General features: G+C 37.5%; 19 protein-coding genes and 1 rRNA gene (1 of these 20 only partly in view). 12 read left to right on the top strand and 8 right to left on the bottom strand.

The features are described from left to right. From ACO1DI_RS11145 to dnaA, 7 genes are all read right to left on the bottom strand, one after another. Positions 1–300, bottom strand: a 16S ribosomal RNA gene (locus tag ACO1DI_RS11145); it reaches 1,252 nt to the left of the window's first position. 263 nt (positions 301–563) lie between these two features. Further along, positions 564–3,074, bottom strand: a complete 2,511-nt coding sequence (gyrA, locus tag ACO1DI_RS11140) for a DNA gyrase subunit A (RefSeq protein ID WP_033580879.1) — start codon at positions 3,072–3,074, stop codon at positions 564–566. Between the two features lie 126 nt (positions 3,075–3,200). After that, positions 3,201–5,117, bottom strand: a complete 1,917-nt coding sequence (gyrB, locus tag ACO1DI_RS11135; protein WP_028411910.1) for a DNA topoisomerase (ATP-hydrolyzing) subunit B — start codon at positions 5,115–5,117, stop codon at positions 3,201–3,203. 240 nt (positions 5,118–5,357) lie between these two features. Next, positions 5,358–6,476, bottom strand: coding sequence for a DNA replication/repair protein RecF (gene recF / locus ACO1DI_RS11130; protein ID WP_013054823.1), 1,119 nt, complete (start codon positions 6,474–6,476; stop codon positions 5,358–5,360). Positions 6,477–6,490: 14 nt separating this feature from the next. Further along, positions 6,491–6,706 (bottom strand): S4 domain-containing protein YaaA, encoded by a 216-nt coding sequence (yaaA, locus tag ACO1DI_RS11125; protein WP_013054822.1) that lies wholly within the window; start codon positions 6,704–6,706, stop codon positions 6,491–6,493. A 100-nt stretch (positions 6,707–6,806) separates the two neighbouring features. Next, positions 6,807–7,943, bottom strand: coding sequence for a DNA polymerase III subunit beta (gene dnaN / locus ACO1DI_RS11120; RefSeq protein ID WP_013054821.1), 1,137 nt, complete (start codon positions 7,941–7,943; stop codon positions 6,807–6,809). 186 nt (positions 7,944–8,129) lie between these two features. Next, entirely contained in the window at positions 8,130–9,473 is a 1,344-nt protein-coding gene (gene dnaA, locus ACO1DI_RS11115) for a chromosomal replication initiator protein DnaA (protein ID WP_014462075.1), read from the bottom strand. 754 nt (positions 9,474–10,227) lie between these two features. On the opposite strand from dnaA, the gene rpmH reads away from it, so the two are divergent. From rpmH to ACO1DI_RS11065, 10 genes are all read left to right on the top strand, one after another. After that, on the top strand, positions 10,228–10,362 hold the full coding sequence (gene rpmH, locus ACO1DI_RS11110; protein WP_423145236.1) for a 50S ribosomal protein L34: 135 nt from the start codon (positions 10,228–10,230) through the stop codon (positions 10,360–10,362). 110 nt (positions 10,363–10,472) lie between these two features. Next, positions 10,473–10,826, top strand: a complete 354-nt coding sequence (gene rnpA / locus ACO1DI_RS11105) for a ribonuclease P protein component (protein ID WP_013059929.1) — start codon at positions 10,473–10,475, stop codon at positions 10,824–10,826. A gap of 115 nt (positions 10,827–10,941) precedes the next feature. Next, positions 10,942–11,706 carry a YidC family membrane integrase SpoIIIJ gene (gene spoIIIJ, locus ACO1DI_RS11100; RefSeq protein ID WP_014457668.1) on the top strand — a complete coding sequence of 255 codons (765 nt, stop codon included), beginning with the start codon at positions 10,942–10,944 and terminating at the stop codon, positions 11,704–11,706. After that, a complete protein-coding gene (gene jag / locus ACO1DI_RS11095) occupies positions 11,703–12,332 on the top strand; it encodes an RNA-binding cell elongation regulator Jag/EloR (protein WP_014457669.1) in 630 nt (209 codons plus the stop codon). Before spoIIIJ ends, jag begins: the two co-directional genes overlap by 4 nt. Positions 12,333–12,641: 309 nt before the next feature. Further along, entirely contained in the window at positions 12,642–14,030 is a 1,389-nt protein-coding gene (gene mnmE, locus ACO1DI_RS11090; RefSeq protein WP_014457670.1) for a tRNA uridine-5-carboxymethylaminomethyl(34) synthesis GTPase MnmE, read from the top strand. A 22-nt stretch (positions 14,031–14,052) separates the two neighbouring features. After that, positions 14,053–15,942: a tRNA uridine-5-carboxymethylaminomethyl(34) synthesis enzyme MnmG gene (mnmG, locus tag ACO1DI_RS11085; protein WP_423145235.1), complete on the top strand. Its 1,890-nt coding sequence runs from the start codon at positions 14,053–14,055 to the stop codon at positions 15,940–15,942. Positions 15,943–15,972: 30 nt separating this feature from the next. After that, positions 15,973–16,689, top strand: a complete 717-nt coding sequence (gene rsmG / locus ACO1DI_RS11080; RefSeq protein ID WP_014457672.1) for a 16S rRNA (guanine(527)-N(7))-methyltransferase RsmG — start codon at positions 15,973–15,975, stop codon at positions 16,687–16,689. A 135-nt stretch (positions 16,690–16,824) separates the two neighbouring features. Next, entirely contained in the window at positions 16,825–17,700 is an 876-nt protein-coding gene (noc, locus tag ACO1DI_RS11075) for a nucleoid occlusion protein (RefSeq protein ID WP_013059923.1), read from the top strand. A 117-nt stretch (positions 17,701–17,817) separates the two neighbouring features. Beyond that, on the top strand, positions 17,818–18,600 hold the full coding sequence (locus ACO1DI_RS11070) for a ParA family protein (RefSeq protein ID WP_028409764.1): 783 nt from the start codon (positions 17,818–17,820) through the stop codon (positions 18,598–18,600). Continuing rightward, positions 18,572–19,441 carry a ParB/RepB/Spo0J family partition protein gene (locus ACO1DI_RS11065; protein WP_014457674.1) on the top strand — a complete coding sequence of 290 codons (870 nt, stop codon included), beginning with the start codon at positions 18,572–18,574 and terminating at the stop codon, positions 19,439–19,441. The genes ACO1DI_RS11070 and ACO1DI_RS11065 overlap by 29 nt, the downstream gene beginning before the upstream one ends. A 32-nt stretch (positions 19,442–19,473) precedes the next feature. Here the strand turns inward: ACO1DI_RS11065 and yyaC are convergent, their stop codons facing one another. Beyond that, on the bottom strand, positions 19,474–20,094 hold the full coding sequence (gene yyaC, locus ACO1DI_RS11060; protein WP_042991799.1) for a spore protease YyaC: 621 nt from the start codon (positions 20,092–20,094) through the stop codon (positions 19,474–19,476). Positions 20,095–20,180: 86 nt separating this feature from the next. On the opposite strand from yyaC, the gene ACO1DI_RS11055 reads away from it, so the two are divergent. Further along, the gene (locus ACO1DI_RS11055; protein ID WP_014457676.1) at positions 20,181–21,194 is read left to right on the top strand and encodes a membrane protein; all 1,014 of its coding nucleotides are present in this window, start codon (positions 20,181–20,183) and stop codon (positions 21,192–21,194) included. 67 nt (positions 21,195–21,261) lie between these two features. Then, on the top strand, positions 21,262–22,155 hold the full coding sequence (locus tag ACO1DI_RS11050; RefSeq protein ID WP_014457677.1) for a mechanosensitive ion channel family protein: 894 nt from the start codon (positions 21,262–21,264) through the stop codon (positions 22,153–22,155). The last annotated feature ends 14 nt before the right edge of the window (positions 22,156–22,169 follow it).

Raw genomic sequence — 22,169 nt, 5'->3', positions numbered from 1 at the left:
CGGCTATGCATCGTTGCCTTGGTGAGCCGTTACCTCACCAACTAGCTAATGCACCGCGGGCCCATCTGTAAGTGATAGCCGAAACCATCTTTCAATCATCTCCCATGAAGGAGAAGATCCTATCCGGTATTAGCTTCGGTTTCCCGAAGTTATCCCAGTCTTACAGGCAGGTTGCCCACGTGTTACTCACCCGTCCGCCGCTAACGTCTTAGAAGCAAGCTTCTAATCAGTTCGCTCGACTTGCATGTATTAGGCACGCCGCCAGCGTTCATCCTGAGCCAGGATCAAACTCTCCGAAGAAATGTTTGACTTGCTCATTTAAAAAATAAAAATTAACGTTGACGTTTACTATTTCGTTCAGTTTTCAAAGAACTCTTGTCTTAAAGCGACTCCTATATAATAACACTTTATAAGAATCATTGTCAACACTTTTATATAACTTTTTTTAAAACTACTAAAAAACTTATATGTGTTTTGCTGACTTTTTATATATTACCAAAATAAAAAGCCTATGGCAAGGTTTTTTTACATAAAAAAAGCCCCTGCTTTTTCAGGGGCTTTTTTTATTCTTCCGTTTCTTCAGCTTCAATTATTACATCTGTCTCTTCATGTTCATCTAGTTCATCTAATACTTCGTCTTCATCTTCTGAAGTTTGTACTTTTGCAACCGTTGAAACAAACTCTTCGTCTCCTAAACGGATGACTTTGACACCTTGTGTGTTACGGCCCATTTGTGAAATATCTGAAACAGAAACGCGGATAAGAACGCCGCTTACTGTGATAAGCATAATATCTTCTTCTTGAGATACGCATTTCAATGCAACAACATCACCATTTTTATCAGTGATATTACATGTTCTTAAACCTTTACCGCCTCTTGTTTGTACACGATATTCCTCAATCGGCGTACGTTTTCCGTAACCATTTTTCGTAATGATCAAGATATCTGATTGTTCTTCGAGAATCTCCATACCGATTACTTCATCTTCTGAATCGAGAGTAATACCTTTAACTCCAGTAGCTGTACGTCCCATTGAACGAACATCATTTTCATTAAAACGAATTAACATACCCTTCTTCGTTCCAATAACCATATCGCGCTTACCATCTGTCAATTTAACAGAAATCAATTCATCTTCTTCTCTTAAATTCAAGGCGATAAGTCCGCTATTTCGAATGTTCTCAAAAGAAGATAAAGGTGTACGCTTAGAAATTCCTTGTTTTGTAGTAAAGAATAGATACCAATCGTCTACAAATTCATCGACGCGAATGATGGCATTTACCCATTCACCTTTGTCTACTTCTAATAAGTTAATAATAGGTATCCCTTTAGCTGTTCTTCCATACTCTGGAATTTCGTATCCTTTCGTACGGTAAACTTTTCCCTTATTTGTAAAGAAGAGAATCGTATCATGAGTAGACGTTGTTAGAAGATGTTCAACGAAATCATCTTCGTTTGTATTCATTCCTTGAATACCTCTTCCGCCTCTTCGCTGACTCTTATACGTAGAAACAGGCAAACGTTTAATATAGCCGTTGTGCGTTAAGCTAATAACAATATCTTGGCGAGGAATCAGATCCTCGTCTTCGATAATTTCAGCTCCTCCGCTTACGATTTCTGTTCGACGGCCGTCATTGAATCTTTCTTTTACTTCTATTAGTTCTTCTCTAATAATTTCTAATACTTTTTCTTCATCTGCTAAAATAGCTTTTAATTCAGCAATCAGCGCTAATAAAGATTGATATTCCGCTTCAATCTTCTCTCGCTCTAATCCTGTTAAACGCTGCAGGCGCATATCCAAAATAGCTTGCGCTTGTTTTTCAGATAACGAAAACTGCGTCATTAATCCTTCACGTGCAATATCTGTTGTTTGAGAACCTCTAATTAAAGCAATAACAGCATCTAAATTATCAAGAGCAATCTTTAAACCTTCTAAAATATGCGCACGTGCTTCGGCTTTTCGAAGTTCAAATTCAGTACGACGACGAATCACCACTACCTGATGGTCTAAATAGTACTGTAGACATTGCTTTAAGTTCAATACTTTTGGCTGTCCATCTACTAATGCAAGAGTATTAATACCAAAACTTGTTTGAAGAGATGTCTGCTTATATAAGTTATTTAATAAAACATTTGCATTTGCATCACGTCTTACTTCAATAACAATACGCATACCCGAACGGTCAGACTCATCTCGTAAGTCCGTAATTCCATCAATCTTCTTATCACGAGCTAGCTCGGCAATTTTTTCAATTAGCTTTGCTTTATTTACTTGGTATGGAAGTTCATGAACAATAATAGTTTGTTTACCATTGTTTTGTTCTTCAATTTCTACTTTTGCGCGAACAATAATAGAACCTTTCCCAGTTTCATAAGCTTTACGAATCCCGCTGCGGCCAAGAATTTGTCCTGCAGTTGGGAAATCCGGTCCTGGAATAATCTCCATTAACTCTGCAATTGTGATATCAGGGTCTTGACTTACAGCTAAAACGCCGTCAATGACTTCCCCTAACTGATGCGGAGGAATATTTGTCGCCATACCTACCGCAATTCCGGCTGAACCGTTTACAAGTAAATTTGGAAATCTAGCAGGTAATACAATTGGTTCACGTTCAGAACCGTCATAGTTATCTTGATAATCAATTGTATCTTTATTGATGTCACGTAACAGTTCCATCGAAACTTTTGACATTCTTGCTTCTGTATAACGCATAGCTGCTGCTGCATCTCCATCAACAGATCCAAAGTTTCCGTGACCGTCAATTAGCATATAACGATAGCTAAAATCTTGTGCCATACGAACCATTGTTTCATATACAGCTGAGTCACCGTGTGGGTGATACTTACCAATTACTTCTCCTACGATACGAGCTGATTTTTTATATGGCTTATCCGATCCCATACCTAAATCATTCATTGCATATAAAATACGACGGTGCACGGGCTTAAGTCCGTCTCTTACATCTGGTAAAGCACGCGATACAATTACGCTCATTGCATAATCTAAAAAGGATGCGCGCATTTCTTGACTAATATTTACTTCTCTTATTTGAGAGTTTGGTTTATCTGACATCGATAAGAACCTCCTTCGCGAAGTTCAGTATAGTAATTCATATATATGTAAACGCAGGATAGAACCTATCTCTATCCTGACGTTTATATACCCTTTATAAAAAATATAAAGGGTATTACCGTTCATTTAAATATCGAGATTTTTTACGTACTGAGCATTTTCTTCAATGAAATTACGGCGCGGTTCTACTTTGTCGCCCATTAAAATTTCAAATGTCTCATCAGCTTCAATTGCATCTTGCAAGTTCACCTGAAGAAGGGTACGGAATTCTGGATCCATTGTTGTTTCCCATAATTGTTCAGGATTCATCTCTCCTAAACCTTTGTAACGCTGAAGGTTTGGTTTTGCGCCTTCAGGGAAAGAAGCTAATACCTCTTCTAATTGACGATCGTTGTACGCGTACTCTACTTTTTTACCTTGTGAAACTTTGTAAAGCGGCGGCTGGGCAATGTACACATATCCGTGCTCAATAATCTGTCTCATATAGCGATAGAAGAACGTTAGAAGAAGCGTACGAATATGCGCACCATCTACGTCTGCATCTGTCATAATCACAATTTTATGGTAGCGGGCTTTCGAAATATCAAAATCGTCACCAATACCCGTTCCTAGAGCGGTAATGATTGTACGAATTTCGTTATTAGATAAAATTTTATCTAAACGCGCTTTCTCTACGTTGATAATTTTACCGCGCAAAGGCAAAATAGCTTGGAAATGGCGGCTTCTTCCCTGCTTAGCTGAACCTCCGGCAGAGTCACCCTCTACTACATAGAGTTCGCTAATAGAAGGATCTTTTGATGAACAATCTGCTAATTTACCCGGTAAGTTTGAAATTTCAAGCGCGCTTTTACGTCTTGTAAGCTCACGAGCTTTTTTAGCTGCCATTCTTGCTCTTGCAGCCATTAAACCTTTTTCAATTACCTTTTTCGCCACAATAGGGTTCTCTAGCAAGTAAGTTTCTAAGTGTTCTGCAAACACAGAGTCAGTAATTGTTCTTGCTTCACTATTTCCCAGCTTTGTTTTTGTTTGTCCTTCAAACTGCGGATCTGGGTGCTTAATAGAGATAATAGCTGTAATTCCTTCACGAACATCTTCACCCGTTAAATTGGCGTCACTATCTTTAAATACGCTGTTTTTACGTGCATAGTCGTTAATTACACGCGTTAACGCTGTTTTAAATCCTGCTTCGTGCGTTCCACCTTCATATGTGTGAATGTTATTTGCGAAAGAATATAAATTACTTGTGTAGCTATCGTTATATTGAATAGCAATTTCTACAGAAATGTTGTCTCGATTACCTTCAATATAGATCGGCTCTTCGTGAATCACTTCTTTCGAACGGTTTAAGTGTTCAACGTAAGACTTAATTCCGCCTTCGTAATGGTATTCACGTCTTTTATCTTCTTCACGTTTGTCTTCAATCGTAATTTTAATGCCGCGGTTTAAGAAAGCTAACTCACGCAGACGATTAGCTAACGTATCAAAATCGTATTCAAGCGTTTCTGTAAAAATTTCACCGTCTGGATGGAATTGAATAACAGTACCTGTTTTATCTGTTTCTCCAACTACTTTTAAGTCAGCAGCCGGTACACCTCGTTCATATTTTTGATAATGAACTTTACCGTCACGATGTACGTGTACTTCCAAAGAGGTAGAAAGTGCGTTAACAACTGAGGCACCTACACCGTGTAATCCACCAGATACTTTATAGCCGCCGCCGCCAAATTTACCTCCGGCATGAAGAACCGTTAAGATAACTTCAACAGCAGGTCTGCCCATTTTTTCTTGAATACCAACTGGAATTCCACGACCGTTATCTTTGACTGTAATACTATTATCCTTTTCGATAATAACATTAATTTCATCGCAATAGCCGGCCAGCGCTTCATCAATACTATTATCTACAATTTCCCATACAAGATGATGTAAACCCTTTGCGCTCGTCGATCCAATATACATCCCGGGACGTTTACGAACAGCTTCTAATCCTTCTAATACTTGTATCTGATCAGCTTCATATGCTTGTACTTCTTTTTGTTCCATCGTCAAATGTATCACCTACACTTTTTTTTAACAGCAAACTGCTGTATTTATCATTTTGTATTATGTTTTTCGAATATTATGTGGAAATAATACGGAGCCTTTAATGTATTTGCCATTTGTTTACTTATGCAAAAAATTTTCATAATCGAGGGTACGAGTTGAAATATATAGACTTAAAACTATAATGATATCATATTTCAGTTAGATTGCCTTGTGAAAAGTTTTTAGACAGATCAATTGCTATTTGACCTTTTGAATTTGGCCAGCTTCTACATGATATGTAGCCGCTTTTTCTAAGGTCTCGTGATGAATTCCTTCAATGCTCGTTGTCGTTACAAACGTCTGAACTTTTCCTTGAATGGTATTTAGCAAGTGTGATTGACGAAAATCATCTAATTCAGACAATACGTCATCTAAAAGCAAAATTGGATATTCACCTACTTCTTGATGAATTAACTCAATTTCAGCAAGCTTTAACGATAAAGCAGTCGTTCGCTGCTGCCCTTGTGAACCAAATGTTTGAACGTCTTTTTCATTAACGTAGAAAAGAAGATCATCACGGTGTGGTCCTGCTAAGGTGACACCTCTATCAATTTCTCTACTTTTTATTTTATCAAACTTTTGATGATATGCTTCTAACATTTTCGACAAATCTGCATCTTCTGATACATCAATTGAATTCTTATACTCAATTTTTAATGTTTCTAAGTCTCGACTGATCCCTTTATGAATAGGCTCTGCCCACTGTTGGAGTAACTGTAAAAACTCAAAACGTTTTTTTAAGATTTTCGCCGCCATTTCACTTAACTGTAACGTAAGTACGTCTAAAAGTGAAAGATCCGTTTGTTTTTTGGTCTGCAGCTGCTTCAAATATTGATTTCTTTGCTGCAAAATCTTTTGATACCTGCTTAAATCATGCATGTAAACAGGCGAAACTTGACCAATTTCCATATCGATAAATTTGCGCCTTACTTGCGGACTCCCTTTAACTAGGTTCAAATCCTCCGGAGCAAACATGACAGTGTTAATTGACCCTATATATTGACTGAGTTTTTTCTGCTCAATGTGATTATATTTTGCTTTTTTCCCTTTTGTTGAGATAACTAAATCCAGTGTAACGGGCCCTCTATGCTTTTCTACAATGCCCGATAGCTTTGCATACTCACAGTCCCATTTAATTAATTCTTTATCGTTGGACGTACGATGAGATTTAGCCATAGATAATACGAAGATCGATTCCATCACGTTTGTTTTACCCTGTGCGTTTTCACCCAAAATGACGTTTACTTTATTTTCAAAGGGAATCGTTGTCTTCGTATAGTTTCGGTAATTTGTTAAAGTAATTTCTTTAATATACAAACGTTTCACCAACTTTAAGTAATAACAACAAATGATCCTGCAGCCGGTATATCCACTTCGTCATTTGCATATAATTTACGTCCGCGGCGCTCTTCTAGCTCCCCGTTCACATATACTTCGTGCTCACTTAAAAACCATTTTACCATTCCACCTGTTTGAATGACGTCTGCTAGTTTTAAAAACTGGCCAAGCGTAATGTATTCAGTTGAAATTTTAACCTCTGTTTTCATGCGACTCTCTCACTTTCTAATGATGTATCTCTATTTTACTAAATAATTCTTCTTGAGAAAAGAAAGCTACTAGTACGGCATGCTAGTAGCTTTCTGAGATTTAATATGTTCGCACTGGTAAAATCAGCTGCAGCATTGAATCATCCTCTAATGTTCGAATGACAAATGGACGCATCGCACCAGTGAAGTTAATTTTGATATCTGTTCCTTCGAGCGCTTTTAATGCGTCTAACATATATTTTGCGCTAAAAGAAATTTTTAATTCTTCTCCTGAGATAGACTGACTTTGTACCTCTTCAATTACTTTTCCGATTTCAGGAGAGTTAGAAGAAATTTCAACAATTCCTTCATCCAGCGTAGATAGTTTTACTACGTTGTTTCTTCCTTCACGAGCTAATAAAGAAGCACGGTCAATCGATTGTAAAAATTCTTTTACGTTCAATATAACATCCGTTTTACTATCGGCTGGGATCAATCTTGAAGTGTCAGGATAATTTCCGTCCAGTAATCTTGAGAAAAATAGTAAGTGTTTTGTTTTGAATAATACTTGATTTTCCGTGATAACGATGTCTACTAATTCATGAGAATCATCAAGGATCTTACTGAATTCACTTAAACTTTTACCTGGAATAACCACATTATACGTTGCTTCATTTCCAGTTTCAATGGTCGCTTTTCGCAAAGCTAGACGATGACTGTCAGTGGCAATACACGTTAATTCTTTGCCGTCGACTTTCCAGTTTACACCTGTCAAGATAGGTCGTGTTTCTGAGGTGGACACTGCAAAGACAGTTTGTCGAATCATGTTTTTTAATAAGTCTGTCGGTAATCTAAACATGTTGTTTTCTTCGATCTGTGGTAAATGAGGATACTCTTCTGCATCTAAACCATTTAAATTAAATTCAGCTTTTCCTGAACGAATGATTGTTAAAAAGTGACTTTGGACGTCCAATTCTACGATGTCTTTAGGAAGCTTTTTGACGATTTCACTAAAGAAACGAGCTGGGAGAACAACGCTTCCTGGTTTTTGGATATCAACAATCTCTTTTCCTTCTTCCTCGTTTGGAATAAACGATTCAATAGAGATATCGGAATCACTTCCGGTTAAAGTAACACCTTCTTCAGTCGCTACAATTTTAATCCCTGTTAAAATTGGAATTGTTGTTCTAGAAGATACAGCTTTCATAACGTCTTGAACGCTTTGAACTAGGTAGTCTTTCTGTATGATAAATTTCATAATAATTAATCCTCCTTAAAAGTAGGTTTAAAAGCTTATTATTTATTATATTTTAAGATAGTAGTAGTAATAGGGGCTGTGGAAATGTGGATAACCCCTAAAAACGTGAGAACACAGCCTATCCACATGTGGACAGACTGTGTACAATCCTAACTCACTTATACACAAAATACAAGTAAAAAAAGCCTATATTTTTAGTGATTCACTGATTTCTTTAATTTGTTTTTGTAGGTCAGTATCTGTTTGAACAAGTTTTGAGATTTTTTCATGAGCATGGATGACAGTAGTATGGTCTCGCCCGCCAAACTCTTCTCCAATTTTAGGCAGTGAAAAATCCGTTAGTTCGCGAGAAAGGTACATGGCAATTTGTCTAGGAAACGCTACTGACTTTGTACGTTTCTTCGCTTTGAAATCATCTAATTTTATATTAAATTCTTGTCCAACAATCTGTTGGATGTCTTGAATCGTAATAACCCTAGGTTTTGAACTAGGAATGATATCTTTTAATGCTTCTGCTGCTAAATCAGCGTTTATATCTTTATTAATTAGTGAAGAATAAGCTACTACACGAATAAGTGCTCCTTCTAATTCTCTGATATTTGAATCAATCTGATTGGCGATATAAAGCATAACTTCATTTGGAATAACTAAGCCGTCTGCTTTTGCTTTTTTACGCAAAATAGCAATTCGTGTTTCCAAATCTGGTGGTGTGATGTCTGTAATAAGGCCCCATTCAAAGCGAGAGCGAAGTCGGTCTTCAAGTGTAGGAATTTCTTTCGGCGGTCGATCACTTGAGATGACAATCTGCTTGCTTTCTTCGTGAAGCGTATTAAACGTATGGAAAAATTCTTCTTGCGTCTGCTCTTTACCTGCTAAGAATTGAATATCATCAATCAGTAAAACATCTACATTACGGTATTTGTTGCGAAATTCTACTGCTTTATTATCACGAATAGAGTTAATAAACTCATTTGTGAATTTTTCAGATGATAAGTACACAACTTTAGCGGCAGGATTATGATCTAACACATAGTGGCCTATTGCATGCATTAAGTGTGTTTTGCCTAATCCTACTCCCCCGTAAATAAAAAGCGGATTATACGCTTTAGCCGGCGCTTCTGCTACTGCTAAAGAAGCTGCATGCGCAAACCGGTTTCCAGATCCGATAACAAATGTATCAAAGGTATACTTCGAATTTAGCATGCTTTGAGGAAATTCTGCTCCGTCGTCTTTATTGACTTTCTTTTTAGGAGTTTGAATATCGAATTCTTCCTCGGCCTGGTTAGGAGGAATAATAAATTTCACATCTAACTCTTCCCCCGTAAGATCGTAAAGTGTTTCAGCAATTAAATTAGAATACCTAGATTCTAACCAGTCCCGTGCAAAATCATTAGGCGCAGTAATAATCAGCGTGTCTCCTTGTAAAGCATGAGCTTTTGTCGATTTGAGCCAGGTTTCAAAACTAGGTTTGCTTAATTTTTTTTCAATTTGATCTAAAGCTCTATTCCATAAATCATGAATGTTTTCCAACGAGCAATCCCTCCTTTTTCTAGCTTTCATGCGCTTTGTACAACTCTTGTACAACCTGTACAAAACCTTATGCATAAAAAATTTATATTTATACAATTGCTATTATGTGGGTAAATATATATTATAGAAGAAAGTCGACTATTCGACAGATTCCACATGGTGTGGATAACTTTATACAGTGATAGTGGAAATGATGTCCACAAGTTGTCCACAGTTTGTGGATAAAAACCAACTGTGGAAAAGTAATTAAGAGTGAAAACAAAAATATAATATCAAAGAATTCGGCATGATGCAATGAATTTTCGAAACTTATCCACAATCACTACACCTTGTGGAGAAAAGTTTTCCACAACACAAGATAGTGTGCATGAGTTGTCGATAAGGAATGGAGAAGTAGAAAAATGTCGAAAAAACTTATCCACAAAGGTTTAAGAGAAGAATTTGAATAAAAAAGAGGCTTTTTATAACATTTATTGTTGTAGTTTTGTTCAGTAACGATGTGATCGCAGCTGGTAGAGAAAGAAAAAGTGATGAAAAGGAAAAATTTTTTCTTTAATAAATCAATGAATTTTATTGATTAGGTATAGACAATTGGGTTATAAAGATATTAGAATGAAGAAGATTGAGTAAAACAGATAATGAAACCAAGAGATTGAAAATTTTATTTTTTAAATAACATTGACATCTTCTTAGTCTTTTCATTATAATTGCAAGGACTGTCTTTTTCAGTTATTCCTCGAGGAGGTGTTTATAGATGAAAAGAACTTACCAACCAAACAAACGTAAGCACAGTAAAGTACACGGTTTCCGCGCTCGTATGAGCTCAGCGAATGGACGTAAAGTTTTAGCTCGTCGTTGTCGTAAAGGAAGAAAAGTATTATCAGCATAATAGACCACTGACGCCAGTGGTCTTTTTTCGCTTTATAAGGCTAAAATCACCTCTGTTCCTGTAGGGACTACATAAGAGCATGACCTGAAAAAGGGCAGGAGTTGTTAAAAATGAAAAAAAGATATCGTATAAAAAAGAATGATGAATTTCAAACAGTTTTTAAAAAGGGCAAGTCCGTAGCGAATCGCCAATTTGTCTTGTATGTTCTAGACAAACCGGATCAAGAACATTTCCGCGTAGGATTCTCGGTGGGCAAAAAGATTGGAAATGCCGTGACTCGTAATCGAGTTAAGCGCCTTGCTAAACAAATTATGTTTGAATTCACACCGTATTTAAAGCAAGACAAAGATTATATTGTAATTGCAAGGCAGCCTGCTGCAACAATGAGCTATGAAGAAATTAAAAGCAGCTTGCAGCATGTCTTTAAGCGTGGCAAATTACTTACACATAGACAAAACGATTAATAAACAATAGAAGAAAAGCCTTTAATAGCTGTTGTTTTTCTACCGCATCCTTATATAATGGATTTTGACGCACTTTCAGAATTGAAAGGTGAACATGTAGAAGGAGGAAAAACAGGTGAAGAAGAAGTTGTTTTTAGGGATAACACTTATCTTTCTATTAACTGTTTTAGCGGGTTGTACGGAAATTAACCAACCTATTACAGATGATAGTAAAGGTTTTTGGAATGAGTATGTTGTGTATCCGCTATCATTGGTCATTACGTATCTGGCGGAGGTATTTAAAAGCTATGGAGTTGCGATCATCGTTGTCACAATCCTGATTCGCTTACTTATCTTGCCGCTTATGATTAAACAGATGAGAAACACGAAAGCAATGCAGATGCTTCAGCCCGAAATGCAGAAGTTAAAGGAGAAGTACAGTTCAAAAGATGCCCAGACGCAGCAGCAATTGCAGAAAGAAACGATGGCATTATTCCAAACTTACGGAGTAAATCCTTTAGCTGGGTGCTTCCCAATTCTAATTCAAATGCCCATTCTTATTGGGATTTTCCACGCGATTACACGAACGTCGGAAATCGCAAACAACAGCTTTTTATGGTTTGATTTAGGTGCGCGTGATCCGCTATTTATCTTACCAATTGTCGCAGGAATCACAACGTTTATTCAGCAAAAGATGATGATGGCCGGAAATGCAAATCAAAATCCTCAAATGGCTATGATGCTTTGGGTTATGCCGATCATGATTGTGGTTTTTGCAATCAATTTTCCAGCCGCCTTATCTCTTTATTGGGTAGTGGGAAATCTATTTATGATTATTCAAACCTACTTCATTAAAGGGCCAGACTTAAAACAAGCGAATATTGAAGGGGTTAAAAAATGAACGAAATCACAATTACGGCCCAGACGATTGAAGCTGCTGTTCAAGAAGCATTAGATGCTTTAGAAGTAGAGCGAAATCAAACAAATGTAGAAATAATTGAACCAGGGAAAAAAGGATTCCTAGGAATCTTTAAGGGAAAACCCGCAGTTGTAAAAGTTACAAAAATAGTTGACCCTGTAGAGGAAGCGGTTCATTTTATTACAAATGTTAGCCGTGAAATGGGGATTTCGATTCATACGAACGTCAAAAAAACCTCGAGAAACTGCATAATTGAGATTAGTAGCGATTCAGCAGGGGTGTTGATTGGAAAACATGGACAAACCCTAAATGCGCTCCAGCTTCTCACACAATTGGTAGCTAATCGATACAGTCAGCAATTTTTAAATGTTGTATTGAATCCAGAAGGCTACCGAGAAAAACGAAAAGAAATGGTCGAAAAATTGGCATTAAAAATAGCTAATCAGGCGATTAAAACGAATCGGTCTGTTCAACTAGAACCAATGCCTTCTCATGAAAGAAAAATGATTCATCAAGCGTTAGCTAAAAATTCTTTAGTTGAGACGAGATCTGTTGGCAAAGAGCCCAAAAGAAGTATTTTGGTTCAGCCAGTTGCCAAAAAGCACTAGCAAAATAGCTAGTGCTTTTTTTATGTGCTTACTTTTATTAACCAAGCGTTCAAAAAAATCAAGATGCATACGTTGTTATTCACATGTGGATAAGTTAAAATAGTACATACTGCCTGTTTTTCTTGCTGTGTATAACGTAAGAAACGTTAGAGATGTTCCAAATCAGTGAATTGTGGTATTCTATTTATTTGGTTCATACAAATCATGGGCTTTAAAATAGATGTTTTTGTTCGTGTAAAATTGTTAACGATGATAGTATATAACGTCGTTTAAAATAAAAGGTTTATAAAATGAAATGAGGTGAAGTTGGTGTTAGATTTTGATACAATTGCGGCCATTTCTACACCAATGGGAGAAGGAGCTATTGCCATTGTCCGCCTGAGTGGTGAAGAAGCAATTACAATTGCAGATCGTATCTTTAAAAGCGTTTCGAATAAACGATTAACAGAAGTAGCTTCTCATACTATTCACTACGGTCATATCGTAGATCCCAAGACGGAGCAAGTCGTTGAAGAAGTAATGCTTTCCATTATGAAAGGTCCCAAAACATTTACCAGAGAAGACATTATTGAAATTAACTGTCACGGCGGAATCGTATCCGTTAATCGTGTGCTGCAGTTAGTTATTGCCAATGGTGCCCGTTTAGCTGAGCCGGGTGAGTTTACAAAACGAGCATTTTTAAATGGGCGAGTAGACTTATCACAAGCAGAAGCTGTAATGGATTTAATTCGTGCCAAAACAGATAAAGCGATGAATATGGCGATCGGCCAAATGGAAGGGCGTTTGTCCAAGCTAGTACGTCATTTACGTCAAGAAATTCTCGAAACACTTGCCCATGTAGAAGTAAACATTGACTACCCAGAATATGACGATGTAGAGGAAATGACTCACCAAGTGTTAATTGAAAAAGCTTCAAATGTACGCCAAGAAATTGATAAGCTTCTTCAAACCTCTCATCAAGGGAAAATTTTAAGAGAAGGATTGGCCACGGTTATTATTGGACGTCCTAATGTAGGGAAATCTTCTCTTCTAAATAGTTTAGTGCAAGATGCAAAGGCCATTGTCACAGACATTCCTGGAACGACGCGAGATGTAATCGAAGAGTATGTCAATGTGCGAGGAGTTCCTCTACGATTAGTTGACACAGCTGGAATTCGTGAAACAGAAGATATTGTAGAACGAATTGGTGTAGAACGCTCCCGTCAGTATTTGAAAGAAGCAGATTTAATTTTGCTTGTACTGAATTTCCATGAAGAACTAACGGATGAAGATAAAAAACTATTTGAAGCTGTAAAAGGCATGGATGTTATCGTAATTGTGAATAAAACAGATCTTGAGCAAAAAATTAATCTAGAGGAAGTGCAGCAATTTGCTGGTAATCATCCAGTAGTGACAACTTCTCTTCTTCAAGAACAAGGAGTAGATCAGCTTGAGGAAGCAATCGCAGCTCTTTTCTTTGAAGGAACAATTGAATCTCAAGATTTAACGTATTTGTCTAATACGAGACATATTGCGCTTTTAACGCAAGCAAGAGGAGCTATCGATGAGGCCATCACAGGCATTGAGAGTGGCGTTCCAATCGATATCGTTCAAATTGATTTAACAAGAACGTGGGAACTATTAGGTGAAATTATTGGTGATGCTGTTCACGAAAGCTTAATTGATCAGTTGTTCTCTCAATTCTGTTTAGGAAAATAGATTATTAAAGGAGGCTACTATTATGCAATATGAAGGTGGACAATATGATGTTATTGTCATTGGAGCAGGTCATGCAGGCTGTGAAGCGGCGCTTGCTTCTGCGCGTATGGGTGCTAAAACGTTAACGCTGACCATTAACTTAGACATGGTGGCGTTTATGCCGTGCAACCCTTCTGTAGGCGGCCCTGCAAAAGGTATTGTAGTACGTGAAATTGATGCTCTTGGCGGAGAAATGGGTAGAAATATCGATAAAACTCATATTCAAATGAGAATGTTAAACACAGGAAAAGGTCCAGCCGTTCGAGCACTTAGAGCTCAAGCAGATAAATTTGCTTATCAGCATGAAATGAAAAAAACGTTAGAAAATGAAGAAAACCTAACGCTTATGCAAGGCATGGTAGAACAGTTAATTGTAGAAGATGGCGTATGTACGGGCGTTGTCACTCAAACAGGAGCTGTGTATAAAGCGAAAACAGTTGTTATTACGACAGGAACATTCTTACGCGGGGAAATTATTTTAGGTGAACTAAAATATTCAAGCGGTCCTAACAATCAACAACCTGCTATTAAGCTTTCTGAACACTTAGAGGAGTTAGGACTGGACATGGTCCGTTTTAAAACCGGAACTCCACCGCGTGTTAACAGCTCCACTATTGATTACAGCAAAACAGAGATTCAGCCTGGGGATGATGTACCTCGTGCTTTCTCATACGAAACAACACAGTACATTACAGATCAACTGCCTTGCTGGTTAACATATACAAGTGAACAAACTCATCAAATTATTGACGAGAACCTCCACTTATCTCCTATGTATTCTGGGATGATCAAAGGTACTGGACCGCGCTACTGTCCATCTATTGAAGATAAGGTTGTGCGCTTTAATGATAAACCGCGCCACCAAATTTTCTTAGAGCCAGAAGGACGAAACACGCAAGAAGTATATGTTCAAGGATTGTCAACAAGTCTTCCTGAGCACGTACAGCGTCAAATGCTTGCGACAATTCCGGGTCTTGAAAAAGTCCAAATGATGCGTGCGGGCTATGCTATTGAATATGATGCAATTGTTCCGACTCAGTTATGGCCAACGCTTGAAACGAAGAAAATTAAAAATCTTTATACGGCTGGACAAATTAACGGAACATCTGGTTATGAAGAAGCTGCAGGCCAAGGTCTTCTTGCTGGAATTAACGCGGGAAGAAGAGCGCTGGAACAAGAAGAAGTCATCTTAGGACGTTCTGATGCTTACATCGGTGTATTGGTGGATGATTTAGTAACAAAAGGAACAAATGAACCGTATCGTCTACTAACGTCTCGTGCAGAATATCGTTTATTGCTTCGTCACGATAACGCTGATTTACGCCTTACTGAAATTGGTCGTGAACTAGGATTAATCAGCGATGAGCGCTATGCTAAATTTGAACAAAAGAAAGCGGAAATCGAGCAAGAGAAGAAACGTCTTTTCTCCTTTATAATTAAGCCGAATGAAGCTGTTCAACAACTGATTAAAGAAGCTGGCGGCAGTGAATTAAAAGATGGCATTCGTGCGACAGATTTACTTCGCCGTCCTGAAATGACATATACTCATATTCATCAATTAGCACCAGCTGATGAGACGGTAGATCCTGAAGTAGCTGAACAAGTAGAAATCCAGGTGAAATACGAAGGATATATTCAGAAATCACTTCAGCAAGTTGAACGTTTGAAGAAGTTAGAAAACAAAAAGGTTCCTGATTATATCGATTATGATGCAATTAACGGTTTAGCTACAGAAGCACGTCAAAAATTAAACCAAGTGCGTCCACTAACGGTAGCGCAAGCTTCACGTATTTCGGGAGTCAACCCAGCTGATATTTCAATCTTGCTTGTTTATATTGAACAAGGGCGCATCGCTAAAGTATCAAATGATTAAAACTCTTAGGCGCGAAGAAAGGGAAACTCAATGAATATTCAACAGTTTCAACAGCTATTAGAAGAAAAGGGAATTTCTCTTTCTTCTAAACAGCTGAATCAATTTGAAAAGTATTATCAAGTTTTAGTGGAATGGAACGAAAAAATGAATTTAACTGCTATCACTGATCACGGTGAAGTGTATGAAAAGCATTTTTACGATTCTATTTCAGCTGCTTTTTTTCAAGACTTTACAGAAATTGAATCCATGTGTGATGTAGGTGCAGGAGCAGGATTTCCAAGTATTCCGATCAAAATTTGCTTCCCGCATTTGCATGTAACAATCGTTGATTCGTTACAAAAGCGTATTACGTTTTTAACGCATCTTGTAAATGAGCTTGAACTAGACAATGTCACACTATGTCATGATCGAGCTGAAACATTTGGTAAAAAAGAAACGATTCGCGAGTCATTCGATCTTGTAACGGCAAGAGCCGTGGCACGTATCTCGGTTCTCAATGAATTTTGCTTACCGCTTGTTAAAGAACAAGGACGCTTTTTAGCAATGAAAGGTGCTTCTGCCCCTGAGGAATTAAAAAATGGAGAAAAATCATTCCAAGTATTAGGTGGAAAAGTGAATTCGATTGAACATTTCCAATTGCCTTTGGAGCAAAGTGAACGTTACATTATTTTAATAGACAAAATAAAGAAAACGCCTAAAAAATATCCTAGAAAACCTGGTACCCCAGTTAAGCTTCCACTAGAGTAGGCATTAAATAGATAGAGAAGAAAATGTTTCATATGAAACATTTTCTTCTCTATATTTTCTGTTTAGAAAGCAGGATATGATTAAAAAACATCGAATTAGTTTAAGGCGGGATTTTCCTGAAGGTGGTGTGGGACTATGAAATCTGCTTTTTCACGTTTTTTTAATTTAAAAGAAAAAGATGAGGATATTCATGTAGAGATTGAAACTGTCCAAGATGAAAATGTCGAAAAAGTTTTAAGAGATGAAGTAAAACAAATTAGGGTTTCAAGTATTATTCCGAATCGTTATCAGCCGCGTACTGTGTTTAATGAAGCAAAAATTGAAGAGCTAGCTCTTACTATTCATACACACGGTATTATTCAACCTATTGTGGTTCGACCGACTGAGGGCGAAGAATACGAATTAATTGCTGGAGAACGCCGGTGGAGAGCTGTACAAAGCTTAGGGTGGGATACGGTTCCTGCAATTGTGAAACATTTTAACGATACAGAAACGGCCTCTGTGGCTTTAATAGAAAACTTACAACGTGAAGAGCTAACGGCTGTCGAAGAAGCACTAGCCTACGCAAAGTTAATTGAGTTACATAATCTTACCCAAGAGGCATTAGCTCAACGTTTAGGAAAAGGCCAATCCACAATTGCAAACAAGCTTCGTTTGTTAAAGCTTCCCGTTGAAATACAAGAAGCAATCAAACAAAAATTGATTACAGAGCGACATGCAAGAGCGCTCATTCCCCTCAAAAATCAAGAAAAACAACTTCAAGTATTAGCTGAGATTATTGAAAAACAATTAAATGTAAAACAAACGGAAGATCGAGTAGTTAAATTGTTAGAAACGCAGGTTAAAAAGCCAAAAGCAAAAAGAAAAGCGTTTAGTAAAGATACGCGTATCGCAATGAATACAATTCGTCAATCCTTGACAATGGTTAGTGACAGCGGGATTTCATTAAACACGGAAGAAGAAGAGTTTGATGAATATTTTCAGTTTACTATTAAGATTCCGAAAAAATAAAGAAATAGCCCTCATCTTTTTTTGATGAGGCTTTTTTATCAAAGTTTTTCGTCAGAAAATTCAATGAACAATTAAACTGTCTGGACAAATGGGATGGAAATGAAAGTAGGTGACAACATGGGGAAAATTGTGGCAGTTGCGAATCAAAAAGGCGGAGTTGGAAAAACAACAACCGCTGTTAATTTAGGAGCTTGTTTAGCTGAACAAGGAAAAAAGGTTCTACTTGTAGACGGAGATCCCCAGGGTAACGCTACGAGTGGAGTTGGCATAGATAAAGCAGATGTAGATGAATGTATTTATAATGTAATCGTGGAAGATATGGAAGCTAAGAACGTTGTTCGTTCAACAGCCGTCGAAAATTTATCAATCATTCCCGCGACCATTCAATTAGCTGGTGCAGAAATTGAATTAGTGTCGACTATTTCACGTGAAGTTCGACTTAAGAGAGCTTTAGAAACGGTGAAAGATCACTTTGATTATGTTATTATTGATTGTCCCCCTTCTCTTGGTTTACTGACACTAAATGCGTTAACGGCAGCTGATTCTGTTTTAATACCTGTACAGTGTGAATATTATGCGCTTGAAGGGTTAAGTCAATTGCTAAATACCGTTAGATTAGTCCAAAAACATTTGAATAATCAACTGCGTATCGAAGGTGTATTGCTGACTATGCTTGACGCACGGACGAATTTAGGACTGCAGGTAACAGCAGAAGTGAAGAAGTACTTTCAAGATCGCGTTTATCAAACGATTATTCCTCGAAATGTTCGTTTGAGTGAAGCACCTAGTCATGGTGAACCAATTATCTTATATGATGCAAGATCTAGAGGGGCCGCAGTTTATACGGAACTTGCAAAGGAAGTGATTTATAATGGCGAAAGGATTAGGGAAAGGAATTAATGCCTTATTTTCAGGCTTAGATGCACAGGCTGATGATTCGATTCAGGAAGTTGCTATTCACGAACTCAGACCCAACCCCTATCAACCACGTAAAACGTTTAATAAAGAAGCAATTAATGAGTTAAAGCAATCCATTTTACATCATGGCATCTTACAGCCTATTGTAGCTCGCAAAAGCATTAAAGGCTATGAAATCTTAGCGGGTGAAAGACGATTTAGAGCTGCTAAAGAAGCCGACCTTGCTACTGTTCCTGTCATTATAAAAGACTTTTCAGAAAAGCAAATGATGGAACTAGCTTTGTTAGAGAATTTACAGCGTGAAGATTTGACGCCAATTGAAGAAGCAACCGCTTATCAATTGCTTATGGATAAGCTCGATATGACACAGGAGCAACTTGCTACACGACTGGGAAAAAGTCGACCTCATATTGCTAACTATGTTCGCCTCTTGCAACTGCCTGAGGAAATTCAAACCCTCATTTCTACTAATGAATTGTCTATGGGCCATGGGCGTACGCTAGTCGGTTTAAAAAATAAAGCGCTTCTACCTAAAGTCGTTGAAAAAATACGTAAGGAACAATTAAATGTCAGACAGCTAGAGGCTTATATTGCCCACTTAAATAAATCCGTTCCACGTGAAACATCAAAAACTAAAAAAGATAAAGACTTATTTATAAAACAAAGTGAAACACAGCTTCGTGAGCGTTTTGGTACCTCCGTTCACATTACACAAAGCAAGAAAAAAGGAAAAATTGAAATCGAATTTTTCTCTAAAGAAGATTTGAACCGTCTTCTTGAATTATTTAACGATCTTTCTCAGACTAACAAATCTTCTGTATAAAAAAGGTTGTCCTAGTTTTAGGACAACCTTTTTTATTGTTTATAATGTCTTACCGTTTGGTAACCTGAAGAATTATTAAACTCTTTCTCTCGTTCGTTGTGCGCAGTCTCAATACTTTTCGCAATTAAATCGGCAATGCACATAACGAGGTGAAGCCTCGTATTTTGCAAGACGAAAAACTCCATAAATCCGCTCACGTTGACAACCCCTGTTATATGAATATCCCCGACTGGCGGCAATTCTTTATTAACTCCTGCTCCTGGTTTCACCGGTCCTATTCCAAGTGATGCAGAGCCTACGCTTTTCATACGACCTAAACAAGCATCAATTCCAATAATAAAAGGATTAGGGAAGAGCTTTTGAATATGTTTTAACGTTTCTTTCAAATTAACAGCATGAACAGGCTCTTCTAACGTTCCAAAAATGTGAAAAGATGAAACTTTTTTTTCGTTCAGTTTCGTTCCGACTAATGGACCCAATGAGTCCCCAGTTGAACGGTCCGTTCCAATACATACAAAAACAATTGGTCTGTCTTTCTGTGCTGGAAGTAAAGATAGTAACTGTGTACTCAGCTTCTTTGTAGCAGATTCTTCATCATGAAATACGCGGGTTGAATGTTGTGTCTTCTCAAAGAAGGGAGATTTTAAATTCATAGGGTCCACTCCTTATACATAATAGTAACAGTATACGAAGATTTTGAAGATTCTATACATATATTTCATGGATTGGGGGAAAATCGATGTGGAGAGCAGGATGTAAATGGATATTCTTAATTATGGGAACCATGATAGGCGCTGGATATGCTTCAGGGAGAGAGCTATGGCAGTTTTTTGGCGAAGAAAGCGGACTTGCTATTTTTCTATTTTCTATTATTTTTGCGATTTCTTGCAATGTAATTATGCAAATCAGCTATCGCTACCGAACCAATCAATTTTACCCAGTACTAATTGAATTAATAGGAAAGAGATGGGCTGCAGCCTACGATGTTTTAATCGTTTTTTATTTGTTCACGACGACGGTGATTATGATCGCGGGCGGCGGGGCGACATTGGAAATGTGGCATGTTCCTTACTGGTGGGGAATTGGCGCTCTTAGTGCGTTGATCGTTTTTGTTTTTTCAAGAGGATTAAACGGGCTTCTTTCTATTAATTCTTTCGTTATGCCAATCTTAATGATTGGACTAGCTGGGGTACTTCTTACATTTATTTTACGTCATCCTGGAGCAAATGATTGGCATCTTCAGCATAATTGGCCTGCTGCTTTTACCTTTACGGCTTTAAATATTCTTCCTCTTGTCGCAGTATTATCTACAATTGGAAAGGAAATTAAAAGCAAAAAAGAGATTTATATTGCAAGCGTTGGCAGTGGTTTTTTATTAGGGGGGCTCTCCTTTATTTACAATGAATCGCTTATTCAAGTTTCAGGCCTTCTTTCTTCTTATGAAATTCCATTATTCGCTATTCTTAAAGATTTTCCTTATATAATGCTGTTTTTAATGAGCATTGTTTTGCTCATTGCAATTTATACAACAGCCGTATCGGGAATCTTAGGACTGACCGCGCGTTTTCATACTGAAAAGGTACAATCTCTTTGGAAACTGGCAGCCTGCTGGCTACTTTTAATGATTCCCTTTACAAAGTTAGGTTTTTCTACTTTGATTGCCGTTTTGTATCCAATGTATGGAATCGTCAATTTATTTTTAGTAACAGCCGTTCTATTGTATCCATTTCGAAATCGCTACAAAAGTTCGTAGAAACTTGCTACAATAGATTAAAACTTTCTCGTATGTAGATTATGTTACGATAGGAGCTACATGTAGTATGAATTCGCTGAAGTCAGTTTTTAAGAACGTGTTTGAGCCATTTTTTCAAGAAGAAACGTGGGCACATATTGGAGAGGGATTTATAAAAATTCTGTTGATTCTACTTATTTCCATGTTTTTAATTCGGATTGGAAAGAAAGCGTTAAATAAATTTGTAGAGGTTCGCACAAATAGCCCTCTGCGTATTTCTGAGCGACGAGAAGCTACGATGGTCCGTTTGCTCCAAAATATTTTTTCTTATGCTATTTATTTCGTTGCGGGAGTTATGATTTTAGAAACATTATCGGTAGATGTCCGTGGATTGCTAGCGGGGGCTGGAATTGTAGGGCTCGCGGTAGGGTTTGGTGCTCAAAACTTAGTGAAAGACATCATCACGGGATTTTTTATTATCTTTGAAGATCAGTTCTCCGTTGGCGATTATGTTCGAGTAGGAACATTTGAGGGAACTGTGGAAGAAATTGGTTTGCGAACCACAAAAATTAAGAGTTGGACAGGCGAAATTAATATTTTGCCCAATGGCAGTATTGTGGAGGTCACTAATTTTTCGTTACATAACAGCGTAGCTTTCGTTGATGTAAGCATTTCTTATGAAGAAAACATACAAAAAGCAGAACAAGTAATTTTAGATTTGTTAGAAGAATTGCCAAGTCGCTATGAAGATATGGTTAAAACGCCTGAATTGCTGGGTGTTCAAAATATCCATGCAACTGAAGTCACGATGAGGATTACCAGCGAAGTAAAACCAATGAGGCATTTCCACATTTCCCGTATGATTCGTAAAGAAGTGCGTACAAGGTTAAATGAACATGGCATTGAAGTTCCATTTCCTCGTATGGTTATGTATAATCGTACAGAAGAAGCACAGCATTCGTCGACGTTGAAAGGGAAATAAGGAGGAGAGAGCTG

Source organism: Priestia sp. 40, from assembly GCF_049368575.1.
Taxonomy (GTDB): domain Bacteria; phylum Bacillota; class Bacilli; order Bacillales; family Bacillaceae_H; genus Priestia; species Priestia zanthoxyli.
The sequence above is the reverse complement of the archived record's forward strand: the minus strand, read 5'-3'. Positions and strand labels throughout refer to the sequence as shown.